The following is a 13,372-nucleotide window of genomic DNA, read 5'->3' on the forward strand; positions in this document are numbered from 1 at the left end:
CCATGCTATAGTCACCGCTGACCCACCAGATACGAGGTTAGCTATGCCGACTACCCAGGCTGTTGTCATCCTTTGTACTGCCCCGGACGAAGCCACCGCGCAGGAACTTGCCGCGCTGGTGCTGGCTGAAAAACTGGCGGCTTGCGTCACCTTATTACCCGGTGCCACCTCGTTGTATTACTGGGAAGGGAAAATGGAACAGGAGTATGAGGTGCAAATGCTGCTCAAAAGTGACATTGAGCATCAGGAAGCCCTGCTGGCTTGCCTGAAATCGCATCACCCATACCAAACCCCTGAATTACTGGTTTTGCCAGTCACCCACGGAGATAGTGACTACCTCTCATGGCTCTACGCATCTTTGCGCTAATCTTTGCGCTCTTCAGTTCACACGCATTCGCTGGTCTGTTCGACAACCAGAGCAAATCTCAGTTTGTTCCCGTCGACCAGGCTTTTGCCTTTGATTTTCAGCAGTCTGAAAACCAGCTCAACCTGAACTGGCAGATAAAACCGGGCTACTACCTTTATCGCCAGCAAATCAAACTCAACCCCGCCCAGGCCGAACTCGCGCCGCTGGACCTGCCGAAAGGCACCTGGCATGAAGACGAGTTCTACGGCAAAACCGAGATTTACACCCAACGGCTGAATTTGCCAGTGACGGTAAAATCGGCGGCCAAAGGGGCGACGGTCAGCGTGACGTATCAGGGCTGCGCCGAAGCCGGATTCTGCTACCCGCCAGAGACGCGCATTGTGCCGCTCAGTGAAGTGGTGGCATCGGCTGACTCGCCTTCCTCCCTCTCCCCAGGGGAGAGGGACGGGGTGAGGGACTCAAGCAACACCGCCCCCACCCAACTGCCGTTCTCCGCACTCTGGGCCTTCTTAATCGGTATCGGCATCGCCTTCACGCCCTGCGTGCTGCCGATGTACCCGCTGATTTCCGGCATCGTGCTGGGGGGCAAACAGCGTTTATCCACCGCTCGCGCTCTGCTGCTGACCTTCATCTATGTGCAAGGCATGGCGCTGACTTATACCGCGCTCGGCCTTGTCGTCGCTGCCGCTGGCCTGCAATTCCAGGCCGCGCTGCAACACCCTTACGTGCTGATCGGTTTATCAGCGCTGTTTGTGCTGCTCGCCGCGTCCATGTTTGGCCTGTTTACTCTCCAACTGCCGTCATCGCTGCAAACACGTCTTACGTTGATGAGTAACCGCCAGCAAGGGGGGTCAGCCGGTGGCGTGTTTGCCATGGGGGCGCTGGCCGGGTTGATTTGCTCGCCCTGCACCACCGCACCGCTGAGTGCAATCCTGCTGTATATCGCCCAGAGCGGAAACATGTGGCTCGGCGGTGGCACACTGTACCTGTACGCTTTAGGCATGGGCTTACCGCTGATGCTGATCACCGTTTTCGGCAACCGTCTGCTGCCAAAAAGTGGCCCGTGGATGGAAACTGTCAAAATCGCGTTCGGTTTTGTGATCCTCGCCCTGCCGGTTTTCCTGCTGGAACGCATACTGGGAGAACCGTGGGGCATTCGGTTGTGGGGCTTGCTTGGCGTGGCGTTCTTCGGCTGGGCGTTTATCACCAGCTTGCAGGCGACCAAATCCTGGATGCGCGTGGTGCAGATAATCCTGCTGGGTGCCGCGTTAGTGTCGGCAAAACCGCTGCAAGACTGGGCGTTTGGTGCCCCCGTCGCCACCAGCCAGGCGCATCTTAATTTCACTAAAATTGCCAACGTTGAGCAGTTGGATAAAGCGCTTGCTGAGGCAAAAGGTAAGCCGGTGATGCTCGATTTGTACGCCGACTGGTGCGTGGCTTGTAAAGAGTTCGAGAAATACACCTTTAGCAATCCGCAAGTTCAGCAGCAACTGGCCAATACCGTTTTACTTCAGGCAGATGTCACCGCTAACAATGCGCAAGACAATGCCCTGTTAAAGCATTTACAGGTTTTAGGGCTGCCAACCATCCTGTTCTTTGATACAACAGGGCAAGAACAGCCCGATGCACGCGTTACCGGTTTTATGGATGCCAACGATTTCCGTACGCATTTGCAGAAACACGCGCAGTAAACAACACTAATGTGGGACAAACCGTTGAACGACGGAGGAGAAAACCGTGCAACGCGAAGACGTACTTGAGCACGCCCTACACGTCCTTGAACGTGAAGGCATTGCCAGCACCACCCTTGAGATGGTCGCAACCGAGGCTGACTATCCAGTCAATGAGATTCGAAACTTCTGGCCTAATGGCGAAGCGCTGCTGTACGACGCCCTGCGTTATTTGAGCCAGCAGGTGGATATCTGGCGTCGCCAGCTCGTGCTTAACGAAGAGCTATCGCTTGAGCAGAAGCTATTGAAACGCTACGAAGCTCTGACCGAATGCGTCAACAACCATCGTTATCCGGGCTGCCTGTTTATCGCTGCCTGCACGTTTTACCCGGACGCGTCGCACCCGATTCACCAGTTGGCCGATCAGCAGAAAAAGGCCGCGTGGGAATTCACCCATGAGATGCTGACGCAACTGGAAGTGGACGACCCAACGATGGTGGCTCACCAAATGGAACTGGTGCTGGAAGGCTGCCTGAGCCGTTTGTTGGTCAAACGCAGTCAGGCGGACATCGATACTGCCCGTCATCTGGCCGAAGACATTCTGCGCTTTGCGCAATGCCGACAAGGTGGCGCATTAACCTGATGAGTGATTTTCTCGCCAATATGAATGAAAAGCAGGCAGTTAAACGCATTTAACCCGTTTTTTATGACAAAGCCGTTGACGCCCAACGGCCTTTACGGTTTAATGCGCCCCGTTGCCCGGATAGCTCAGTCGGTAGAGCAGGGGATTGAAAATCCCCGTGTCCTTGGTTCGATTCCGAGTCCGGGCACCACATTTAGAAGAACCCGCCTATGGCGGGTTTTTTGCTTTCTGAGATTTGAGTTTCTAACTCCCCTCACAAAACCAGCGTCATAAAGCGGCTGTTCGGGTCGAGTTGATAATCCGCGAACGGTTCGCAATCCACAAAGCCATGCTTGAGATACAGATGATGGCAGGCCGCAAACCCTGGCTGAGTACCTGTTTCAAGGCTGATGTGCTGAAAACCCCGTTCACGCGCCACGCTCAGGATATGCAGCAAGAACTGATTCGCCACGCCACGGCGTAAAAACTCCGTCGCGGTGCGCATGGATTTCAGCTCGCAGTGCTCATCATCGAGCATTTTCAGCGCACCAATTCCGGCTAATTGCTCCCCTTCCCACGCCGACCAAAATGTTACGGTCGGGTCACGGAGTTTTTGCACATCTAAAGCATGGCTGCTTTCTGGCGGAGATTGCTCCAGCATGCCGGAAATATGATAGGCCACTAATGCCTGCACCGCCGGGTGCGAAAGATCGTCGGTTTTGATGGTGAACATGCTCGGCTTCCTGGTTGTTAGTTACATACTTGTAACATCAAATCGAACAACCGAATGCCAGTCCAATAACGATTACTTATGACGCTGATTTTTAAATACGATCACAACTCATTTTTTGAAATGAGTATAAGCAGGAAAATGACAACGCCCTTTTCCTGCTTATTTGAAGTTAAATTTTGTTATTACTTCACGATCAGATCGTTCTCAACGGCCTTCACGCCTTTAACCGATTTGGTGACTGAAACGGTTTTATTGGCTTCTGCCGCAGAAGAGACGAAACCGCTGAGCTGTACGCGGCCTTTGAAGGTTTCAACGCCAATAGCTGTGGATTTAATAGATTTTTCAGCAAGTAACGCAGATTTCACTTTTGTAGTGATCACGCTGTCGTCAATGTAACCACCGGTGCTTTCTTGTTTTGATGAACCCGCGCAAGCTGTTAATAGAGTCGCCGCCACGGCTAACGCACAAATATTAAAAAACGTGTTTTTATTTTTCACAATTAATACCTCACATTGAGTCCAACGAATATATTACCCTACAGATGCCCGGTAGACAGTATCCCTACCCAGCAGTCATTTCTTATTTTGCACAAATAGACTCACTTCTTCATTTGTTGGAGCTGTATCTGGTCGGCGTATTTGGCTTGTTCTGCCAGCGCCGGGAACTGTGCCGGAAGGTAAAAACTTTCTGGTACTTTAAGGCCGCGCATGTCACTGCCGGTATGGATTTGCAACTCGCCAAGCTGGCTTATTGTTACACCCGCGACGGTTGCCGGCATCAGCAGACGGTAAGGTTTTGCCCTTTCAAATGGCACGGGCGTCGGGAAGCGGTTTTCGCTTAAATCGTAGTTACGATTGAGCACCAGAAATTTATCCGGCACCCGGCGTTTGCTGTTCCACCAGTCGCCGTCCACTTCGCGAAATTGTCGCTCCGTTTCAGTTTTCCGCACCGCGCCAAGTTGCACCAGCGCTTTGTGCAACGCTTTATCCATCGCGGCATTGTAGGCCTCAACCGAGCGGCCATGTCCATGCAGAATCACGTTTATCGCAAGCCTGGCTCCCAACAAATTCGAGTACAAATCTTCTGGCGAGAAAGCGGAAATTTCCTCAGAAAAGCCGGGGACCGACTGGAACCCATACCACTGGGCAATTTCATGCCATTGCGCCAGTTGAAATGCGAGATGCCCCGCAAGCCAGGCCGCAATCGTGTAGCGTTCAACCATAGAGGCTGGCGGCGTGAAGGCATGAAGCTGGATACGCCGCACGCCCAGTTCTTCGCTATAAAACAGGCGCCAGTCCTGGCCGAGTCGGGAATAAATCTGCGTAAAAAGGTAGAAGGTGTTATCGGCAGTATCACGGACGTGGGCGATATCAATAAAACCCCCACGGTGGGTGTAAATCAGGCCGCTTTTCTCTTCGCTCAGGCCAACGATATTTTTAACCGCCCCCAGCGCGCTGTCATTATAACGATGCTGGCCGAGCGTCGAGAGCGTCAGAATATTACCAATCTGATAGACCGGAATCGGCACGCCCACCGCACGGACTTGTAAATCGTAGCCAAACGCGCAACAAGGGCGCAGCGACTCAGGTGCGGTAAGATCTTGCGCCACCGGCCACACGCGTCTCGCCTGTTCGAAAGGCAAAATATCCGTAGAATTTGGCGGTGCGCCAATACTTTGAAATGCCACGCCCAATAGCGCTGCCAAAAACCAAACCCGCATTAAAATGCCTCCGCCACTTGAAAGTAAAACCCAGCGCTTTCTTTTCCAAATCCTAAGTCGAGGCGGATGTTCATGTCTGGCTTCACCTCGAAACGATAGCCTGCGCCCACGGTCGGTAGCAGCGGGTTATCTGACAAATGTTGTGGGCTGTCGCCCAGCGCCCCTGCGCCAATCCATAAAACGTAGCCGTGTCGCCAGTTAAGCTTTTTACGGTATTCCAGTTGCGTGCTCACCACATCTTTATCGCGATAACGCCCCTGATAATAACCGCGCATTCGGTTGTCATCCCCAGCCTCGGACAAACGATCCCAGGGCACATCACCCCGTGCAAAACGTCCCCAAAGATCAAACGCCAGAACGTCCTGATCGTTGAGCGGATAGTAATAATTATATTGCAGCTGCAACACGGTGAAGTGGGTATCTGAGCCAACCGCGGGATCAAACAGGCTGTATTCCGCACTGAAAAATTGCCCGTGCAGGGGGCGGGTGATCACATCCCGCGAATCGTAGTTAATGGCAGCGGTGACACCGGAACTGTTCGAGTTACCGCCCGCATCGTAGCGGGAAAAGTTATCGTCAGGATGTTGATCATCAATATCTTCAGCGTCGTAAGTTGAATAATCCCAGCCTAAGCCTGCATAAAGATTATCAACCACCTGACGCATAATCTGCGGATGGAGGCTAAATGACTGCTGAGTATATTTTTGTTCGTTACCTTGCGCGGCGTTGTAGCCAATCCCCCAAAACCCGGTTGGGATTTTTGCCAGAGAAGCATCAACAAAAAGTCGCCATTCATCGCCGCTAAAGAAGGTGTAGTTCTTCATACCCATTCCCAACGCGCCGCTGCTGCTGACGAACCCGGTAAACGATACCGAAGAGTTCTGGGTCACATGATCGTTCGGATCAGTACGATAAATCCCGGCGATCGCCGTTCCTAAACCGAGTTTCAGCTCCGGGGTATAAAATGGCCCTGGCAGCACGCTCCAGTTAATACCTTTGCTGGCATCATACTGGTTATCGGCACCGAGCTTTCCCAGAAAACCGTCGATCTCTTCGCGCGTCATTGCGTCCGTGGTGGCCGGTATCATCATGAGGCTTAATAAACTCAAAAATAGCGCGCCACTGTTGTTCATTAGAATCGGTATTCGCCTGCGATAAAGAAGCTATTACGCTCGTTAAAACCAATCTCAGTCAGCACATTAAAGTTTTGTGTGAGTTCGTATTGCGCACCGATAAGCGTGTTCCACGGTGAGGTAAGGTGCTGCTTAACGTCAAAGCGCCCTTCGTTATCCTTATTCACCGCACTAATCAGCGGCTGAAGTTGGGGAGGCATCTTCAGATCAGCGAGGCTACCTTTGAACTCCTGCTGAACGTCCTGATACATCGCACCCACCCACACGCTTAAATGCGACGGGCCGGAAATCGATGGCATATCAAAACGATAACCCACGCGTGGCGATATCGTTACTGCCGAGATTTTGCCGTCGAGAATGTCGAAATCCGTGCGCGTGTAGTTGGTGTCCACCAGGGTAAACCAGTTTTTATAGCCGCCCGCCAGCGTAAAACCGGTGCCGTAGGTTCGGCCTTCGAAATCGAGTGTGAAATCAATATCCTGCAAATCACCGCTTTGGTTAAGGCGGTGTACCGACGAGGCAATAATCCGGTCAATACCGGTATACAGCGACGGATCAGCATCAACCGAAACGTTCGAAACCGACGAGCCTTTGGTGTAGCCCACAATCCCATAGATATTCAAAAACGGGAAAACCCACATATCGAGGCGCAAGTTTTCCGATTTGCTGCGCTCGCGTGTGTGGCCGACGTCAATATTAAACATATCGCTGGGAATCGGGTGCGCCCCCAGTTTCAGCCCGGAGAAAGTAATGCTATCGACATCAACATTCTGGCGCATATTCATGTAGCTGAGATTCACGCCAAACGGCAGCGGGATGGAGTATCCCCGCGCGCGTGCTTCATCTCCCCAGATAGGAAACGTGCTGCTCTCTGTCGCTGTATCCGTTGCCGCGCCAAAAGCCGCTCCGGATAAAAACAGTAACGGCAGTGCAATCAATTGACACTGTTGCACGCCCCTTAGCCTTGTTTTCATTACGTTCTCTTTTAATGTCTGCGTTGTCAGTCAGGCGGCAAATTCCTTTTACAGCCCCGCCCCTACGTTGAAATAGACCGCTTGTTCATTGTCGCTAAACGCAACATCAATTCCGGTATGTAAACCAAACTGGCGAGCAATCAGGTAACGGAACCCGCCGCCATAGGCCACTTCGGTTTGCTCATAAAGTTCATCCGCCTCTTTGCTGGCACTCCCCGCGCCGACAAACCCCTGCAATACCCAGCGCGGTGTCATCTGCCATTCGAGCTGCGCTTGCACGGTGCTGACGTAATCCCCCTGATAACGATAGCGCGAGATCCCTCGCAAATTAATGTAGGGCCGCGCCATTGGCGGTAAATGTTTATCGTGACGTGACAGCGATTGATAATTTGCCGCCAGCGCCAGGGTGAAATCCGTGCTCAACGGTTGGAAATATTTCCCGTCGAGCGTCAGCGTGTCGTAGCGATAATCGCCACCGAGGAAGTTGGTATAAAACTGGTATTCCCCAGTGACGGACACCCCATTACGCGGGTAGAAAAAGTTGTCCGTGGTGTCATATTCTGCCAGTAACCCGACACCAGAGGTAGAGCTTTCCTCACCCAGGACACGTTGTAACCCACGGTTAATAAAGGTGTTATCGGCAGAGATTTCCATGTTCGCATAAAACTGCGACGCACCGACAAAAAATGGCGAATCGGCCACACGAAACAGCAGTTTTTGTATTCCGCCGTAGCCTTTCGTTTGAGTGCTAACGCCCTTTCCCCGGTCAAAGCCTGCAATATCGCCGGAATAGATATCCAGATTAATGTCGGCATAACCGAGCGCCACCAGATAGCGAATGCCGTCATTGTTCCACGTGTGGCGATGACCGCCGCCGACAAACCAGGTACCGTTTTGCGTCGCCCCGCCGCCAAATGCCGACATCGCTGGCGGTATTTTTCGCCCGTCAGTGCGGGATTTTGACGCTTCGCTATCAGCCGTGTCATGCAAGAAAAGACCAAACAAGCCGCCGCCGTAGCCTATCGCCGGTTCGGTGATCACCACCGGAATTGGCAAAAAGCCGTAGCGGTTTTCACTCAGATACTGGCTCATGTCCAGCATGCCGTCGGAGTCGTCGATAAAGCCGCTGGCACGCGCATCTGCGGGTATCCACAGTCCGACGCAAAGAAGTGCTGCAAAGGTGCGCGTGAAATTATTCATGACGGCTTTTCAGGCTGTATGGCCGGGGGGGCAAACCAATTTTCCGGCGTCACCATCACGGCATTTTCCGGCTGGTTGACGAAATTCGGCGACATAATCTGCACGTTAAATTCGTTAAACACATCCTGAATATGGCTATGCAATTCACTTTTCACCCCTGCCAACGATTCACCCGGGCGCAGTTTGACCTGCAATTCATAGGCGATATACCAGTCCATCAAATTAAGCTGGCGCACCAGCGGCGGCGTATTTTTTTCAATGCCGTTGGTACGTTTAGCGGCCAGTTCCAGCATCGCGTGAACCTGCCGCCACGGCGTGTCATAGCCGATGGTGACGCTGGTGGTCAGATTGACGCCACCACCCGGATTTTGCGCACTGAGATTGGTGATTTTGCCGCTGACCACCACCGCATTTGGCACCGTAACAATGTAGTTTTCACGGGTCAGAATTTTGGTCGCCAGCATACCAACTTCATTCACCAACCCTTCGTTATCGCCGATTCGAATCACGTCGCCTTTGCGCAGCGCGCGGGAATAAGTTAGCACCAGGCCGCTCATGGCGTGGTTCATCACCCCCGCAGAGCCAAGCGTTAACATCAAACCAAAGAACACGCTGATCCCCTTAAAGGCCAGCGAATTCGCACCGGGCAGGAACGGATAAGCCGCCGAGAGAGCAAACAGCCAGACCATGACGGAAATGAGTTTGCGCGTGGCACCGACCGTTTCAGGATGCAGGCCCGGCACCATCATCTTGCCGCCCTCAACACGTGTCAGCAGGATTTTCAGCAACTTCAGAATGAAGGCGGTGATTAAAAAGATAATCAAAACAATCAGCAAACCGGGGAACGCGGAAACTATAGATAACGCGATTTTCTGAAATACATTAATCGACCAGTCACCTAATGATTCTCCCCAGACTCGCGTCCACGGAAAAAGCCGGAAGATCCAACTCAGCCAGACATAAAACGCGGCGATCCCCAGCAAAATCATCAGTAAACCGTAGAGATAGCCTTCGATTGCACCAACCAACTCACGCCATTTCGCCGGAATAAGCCCCTTTTTCTGGCTGACTCTAGCCTCAAAGTAACGCTTCACTCTGCGCCAGGATCGGAACGCGCCATAGAACAGCAACCCTAAAGCGGCCGTTCCGACCAGCGTTTTTACCGTCGCGATGGCGAGATAAGACGAAGAATACTGATCCTTTAACGAAGTGCGCTGTTCATCCATGCGCGTTAATACCCGCTGTGCGGCCTGGTCGAGAGTTAAATCATCGCCCTCATCCAGATCGCCTTCCGCCAGTAGCATCACGACTTTACCGTTAATGGTGAAGAGCCGTCCTTGCTGGTTGTAGCGCTGAACCGGGATAATTTGCACAGGATGGCGGATATCGTCTTCACTGAGCGAACGAAGCATCTGGCGGATGCGCAGCACACGTTCTTCCGGTGTCGTCAGGCCGAATTTGGCCTGCAACATAACAATCGGATGGTGAAAAATATAAACCGTGCGTGCTTTATCCTGTTCAGAAGGAAGTTGCCGTGGTTCCGCCGCGTGCAACGCACCAGAGGCATACAGAGTGGTCCATGCCAAAAAAATTAGCAGCGCCCTAATCATATTTATCACCCGGAAAAGAAAGAATTTTGTTTTATTATTCAATCACACGAGATCAATCGCACCCGTCTCTATACTACGTTGAGCATAGACCAGCGTGAGGCATATTCAAGATAACTTGAGAGATGTTAAGGAGTTGCCTGACGCGCATTTCACCCGGTGGCATCTCAAGGGCACGCAGGTTATCATTTGTTAAATTTATAAAAGGAGCGGGATGAGTGGACATTAATCACAGCACGGGCGAAAGCGTCATTACCAGCACCAAAGGCTATATGTGGTTTTTGTCTTTGAATATTATCTTCTGCGCCTGGTTATTATTACGTGGCACGCACCGGAGCGACGTTGAAGACCTGCCGCTGATGCTGCAAATACTGTGCGGATGCATCATTACCCTTTCATTAATCAATCTGCTGATTACGGTAAAATTAAAGAAGAACATTAACGACGGTTTCTACCACAAACTGCTGCCCTTCGTGGTGCTGGCATTTGGGCTATTGTGGTCAGTGTTATTTTTGAACTTCACGCTTTATTATCAAAACCCCCTCATCACGCTGATGTTGACTGTCACGGTATTATTACCGGCGACCATTACCTTCTACATTTCAGGGCGTTTACTGCTGATATTCTCCGCGCCACTGGTTATCTGCTTGCTGTATGTCGAATTCTTTTTACAGGATAAATTCAGCGTCGCGCAGGTTGTCGGGGCCGTGATCATGCTGATGGTGATTTATTCTGCCCGCTACATTTTGCTCGAGTGGTACCAGCGCGTTCAGCGCAGCGAATACGAGAAAAATATTCTGATTAAGAAGCTGGTGCAGCAGGCGCATTACGATGCGTTGACCGGATTGTTTAACCGACTCAGCATGACGAGTTTCTTTGAAGAGTGTGTCAGCGCGCTTGCTGGCAACAAAAAGAAGCTGTTCATGATTGTGATGGATATCGATTTCTTCAAACAATACAACGATATGTATGGTCACGTTGCCGGAGACAAGTGCCTGATTAAAGTCTCACAATGCATTGAAAAATCTTTGCGTAAAGACAGCGACAGCGCGTTTCGATTTGGCGGTGAGGAGTTCGTGGTGCTGACCGTCTGCGATGACATCTCGCAGGTAAAAGCCATCAGCCACCGGATTCAGCAAAATATTGCCCATGCGCATATTCCCCACAAAGGCTCGCGTATCTCCTCGGTGCTCACCATCAGCCAGGGCATAGCACAATGGCAAGAAGGAATGACGCTCGAAGCACTGGTTGAAAAGGCCGATCAGCAGCTTTATAAAGCCAAGGAACAAGGTAGAAATCGGGTAAATTACTAAAATATTTAATTAAGATAATTTAAATAATTCCAGAATGTAATTACATTTATATTTGCTCTCCCCATCCCCTTTCACCAATAAAATAGCCGGGCAAAACAATTATTTTGCTCGGTTATTCCTGTCTATTATCTTGTACTCGCGCCAGATTTTGATTCTTTCCGTTTATTTTTAAATGAGTTACTTAAAATCCTCTTTAGTGAAAATGTTACTGTATATGCCGCTATTTCTTTTTATTCAAAGAGTTATATAACAACCCGCTATTTATACACTCAAGAACAATCTCATCTCATTTATTTAGCTAATTTTCATGAGAATTCAAAACGTAATAGCAAATTTCAGGTCTTTACTATACTCACTGAGTCCCTTAAATGAACGGAGTCCCAAAGATGCTTAACAACGTCCCTTTCAAAAGGACAATGATAGCCAGCATGCTGACATTAATGTCTGGCGCCGTGTCCGCTGTTCATGCCGCTCCTGCAACAGCCTCGCCCGAAAATGCACCGAAACAAGACGCCTCAAAACCTAACATCGTCGTTATTTTCGGTGATGATATTGGTTACTGGAACCTCAGTACCTATAACCAGGGAATGATGGGTTACAAAACGCCGAACATTGACAGCATCGCCAGTGAAGGCGCGAAGTTCACATCCTATTACGCTGAACAAAGCTCGACCGCAGGGCGTTCTTCGTTCATTACCGGGCAAATGCCATTCCGTACCGGGATGAGTAAAGTGGGGATGCCTGGTGCTCCGCAAGGCCTGCAAAAAGAAGACCCAACCATCGCCAACATCCTCAAACAGTTGGGTTACGCGACCGGGCAGTTTGGTAAAAACCACCTCGGCGACCGCGACGAATTCCTGCCAACCGCGCACGGTTTCGATGAATTCCTCGGCAACCTGTACCACCTGAATGCCGAAGAAGAACCTGAAAACCCGGATTACCCGAAAGATCCTGAATTCCGTAAACAATTTGGCCCACGCGGCGTGATTAAGAGCACCGCCGACGGCAAAATTGAAGATACCGGCCCACTGACCATTAAACGTATGGGTACGGTTGACGAAGAAACCCTCGCCGCCAACAACGACTTCATGGAACGACAGACCAAAGCCGGGAAGCCATTCTTTACCTGGTTTAACACCACGCGTATGCACAACAAAACTCACCTCAAAGATGCCAGCAAAGGCGTGACGGGGCTTGGGGATTATGCAGACGGCATGGTTGAGCACGACAAAATGGTCGGCGAGGTGCTGCAAAAGATTAAAGACCTCGGTATTGAAGACAACACCATCGTTCTTTACACCACCGATAACGGCCCGATGACAGCAACCTGGCCTGATGCGGGTATCACTCCATTCCGCGGTGAGAAAAACACCGGCTGGGAAGGCGGTTTCCGCGTACCAGCGATGATCAAATGGCCGGGCCATATCAAACCGGGCACGCTGATTAACGACATCTTCGGCAGTAATGACTGGTTCCCTACTCTGGTTGCCGCCGCAGGTATTCCGGATATCAAAGAGCAGTTGCTGAAGGGCTACAAAACCCCGTCCATCACCTACAAAGTGCATCTTGACGGTTACAACCAGCTCGATTTCATCCAGGGCAAAGGTGAAGACCCGCGTAAAGAGTTCTTCTACTGGAGCGATGACGGCGACCTGCTGGCGATGCGTTACGGTCGCTGGAAAGCGCACTTCATGATCCAGGAACACACCGGCCTTGATCTGTGGCGTTATCCGTTCACCAAACTGCGTGCACCGATGATCTTCGACCTGGAAGTGGATCCGCTGGAGAAAGGTTCCGACGGTATGGGTTACCAGAGCTGGTTCTACGACCGTCTGTTCCTGATGGGCGGCGCGCAGAAATACGTTCAAGAAATGCTGGCAACCTTCAAAGAGTTCCCGCCACGTCAGAAACCAGGTTCATTCACGGTTTCCGATGCAGCAGCAATGATCGAACAAGGCTCCAATATCAATAAATAATGACCTGTAACCGGGTGGGCAACCACCCGGTTAATTCGTCGTGCTCTCAGGGGTTCG

Annotated in this window: 12 protein-coding genes and 1 tRNA gene; 6 read left to right on the forward strand and 7 right to left on the reverse strand. The window is 51.3% G+C overall.

The window, feature by feature from the left end; translation table 11 throughout:
• The first annotated feature begins 43 nt into the window (after positions 1 to 43).
• The 4 genes from cutA to DY231_RS21200 all read left to right on the forward strand — a co-directional run bounded on the left by cutA (position 44) and on the right by DY231_RS21200 (position 2,870).
• A complete protein-coding gene (cutA, locus tag DY231_RS21185; protein ID WP_115631374.1) occupies positions 44 to 367 on the forward strand; it encodes a divalent cation tolerance protein CutA in 324 nt (107 codons plus the stop codon).
• Positions 343 to 2,058: a protein-disulfide reductase DsbD gene (locus DY231_RS21190; protein WP_115631376.1), complete on the forward strand. Its 1,716-nt coding sequence runs from the start codon at positions 343 to 345 to the stop codon at positions 2,056 to 2,058. The genes cutA and DY231_RS21190 overlap by 25 nt, the downstream gene beginning before the upstream one ends.
• Positions 2,059 to 2,104: 46 nt before the next feature.
• Positions 2,105 to 2,680 carry a transcriptional regulator gene (locus tag DY231_RS21195; protein WP_115631378.1) on the forward strand — a complete coding sequence of 192 codons (576 nt, stop codon included), beginning with the start codon at positions 2,105 to 2,107 and terminating at the stop codon, positions 2,678 to 2,680.
• A 114-nt stretch (positions 2,681 to 2,794) separates the two neighbouring features.
• Positions 2,795 to 2,870: transfer RNA gene (locus tag DY231_RS21200), tRNA-Phe, on the forward strand.
• 63 nt (positions 2,871 to 2,933) lie between these two features.
• On the opposite strand, the gene DY231_RS21205 is transcribed toward DY231_RS21200, so the two are convergent.
• From DY231_RS21205 to DY231_RS21235, 7 genes are all read right to left on the reverse strand, one after another.
• Complete coding sequence (locus DY231_RS21205; protein ID WP_115631380.1) at positions 2,934 to 3,392, reverse strand: GNAT family N-acetyltransferase; 459 nt, start codon at positions 3,390 to 3,392, stop codon at positions 2,934 to 2,936.
• Positions 3,393 to 3,574: 182 nt separating this feature from the next.
• Positions 3,575 to 3,889: a BON domain-containing protein gene (locus DY231_RS21210; protein ID WP_034492695.1), complete on the reverse strand. Its 315-nt coding sequence runs from the start codon at positions 3,887 to 3,889 to the stop codon at positions 3,575 to 3,577.
• Between the two features lie 101 nt (positions 3,890 to 3,990).
• Entirely contained in the window at positions 3,991 to 5,112 is a 1,122-nt protein-coding gene (locus tag DY231_RS21215; protein ID WP_115631382.1) for a DUF4056 domain-containing protein, read from the reverse strand.
• Complete coding sequence (locus DY231_RS21220) at positions 5,112 to 6,245, reverse strand: BamA/TamA family outer membrane protein (protein WP_115631384.1); 1,134 nt, start codon at positions 6,243 to 6,245, stop codon at positions 5,112 to 5,114. Before DY231_RS21220 ends, DY231_RS21215 begins: the two co-directional genes overlap by 1 nt.
• The gene (locus DY231_RS21225) at positions 6,245 to 7,219 is read right to left on the reverse strand and encodes a hypothetical protein (protein ID WP_172588720.1); all 975 of its coding nucleotides are present in this window, start codon (positions 7,217 to 7,219) and stop codon (positions 6,245 to 6,247) included. Before DY231_RS21225 ends, DY231_RS21220 begins: the two co-directional genes overlap by 1 nt.
• 48 nt (positions 7,220 to 7,267) lie before the next feature.
• Complete coding sequence (locus DY231_RS21230) at positions 7,268 to 8,419, reverse strand: BamA/TamA family outer membrane protein (RefSeq protein ID WP_256682687.1); 1,152 nt, start codon at positions 8,417 to 8,419, stop codon at positions 7,268 to 7,270.
• Complete coding sequence (locus tag DY231_RS21235) at positions 8,416 to 10,029, reverse strand: mechanosensitive ion channel family protein (RefSeq protein ID WP_115631386.1); 1,614 nt, start codon at positions 10,027 to 10,029, stop codon at positions 8,416 to 8,418. Before DY231_RS21235 ends, DY231_RS21230 begins: the two co-directional genes overlap by 4 nt.
• Positions 10,030 to 10,244: 215 nt before the next feature.
• Here DY231_RS21235 and DY231_RS21240 point away from each other — a divergent pair, with 215 nt between their 5' ends.
• Positions 10,245 to 11,339: a GGDEF domain-containing protein gene (locus DY231_RS21240; protein ID WP_256682688.1), complete on the forward strand. Its 1,095-nt coding sequence runs from the start codon at positions 10,245 to 10,247 to the stop codon at positions 11,337 to 11,339.
• 386 nt (positions 11,340 to 11,725) lie between these two features.
• Complete coding sequence (locus DY231_RS21245; protein WP_115631388.1) at positions 11,726 to 13,315, forward strand: arylsulfatase; 1,590 nt, start codon at positions 11,726 to 11,728, stop codon at positions 13,313 to 13,315.
• The last annotated feature ends 57 nt before the right edge of the window (positions 13,316 to 13,372 follow it).

This window comes from Buttiauxella agrestis, from assembly GCF_900446255.1.
GTDB lineage: Bacteria > Pseudomonadota > Gammaproteobacteria > Enterobacterales > Enterobacteriaceae > Buttiauxella > Buttiauxella agrestis.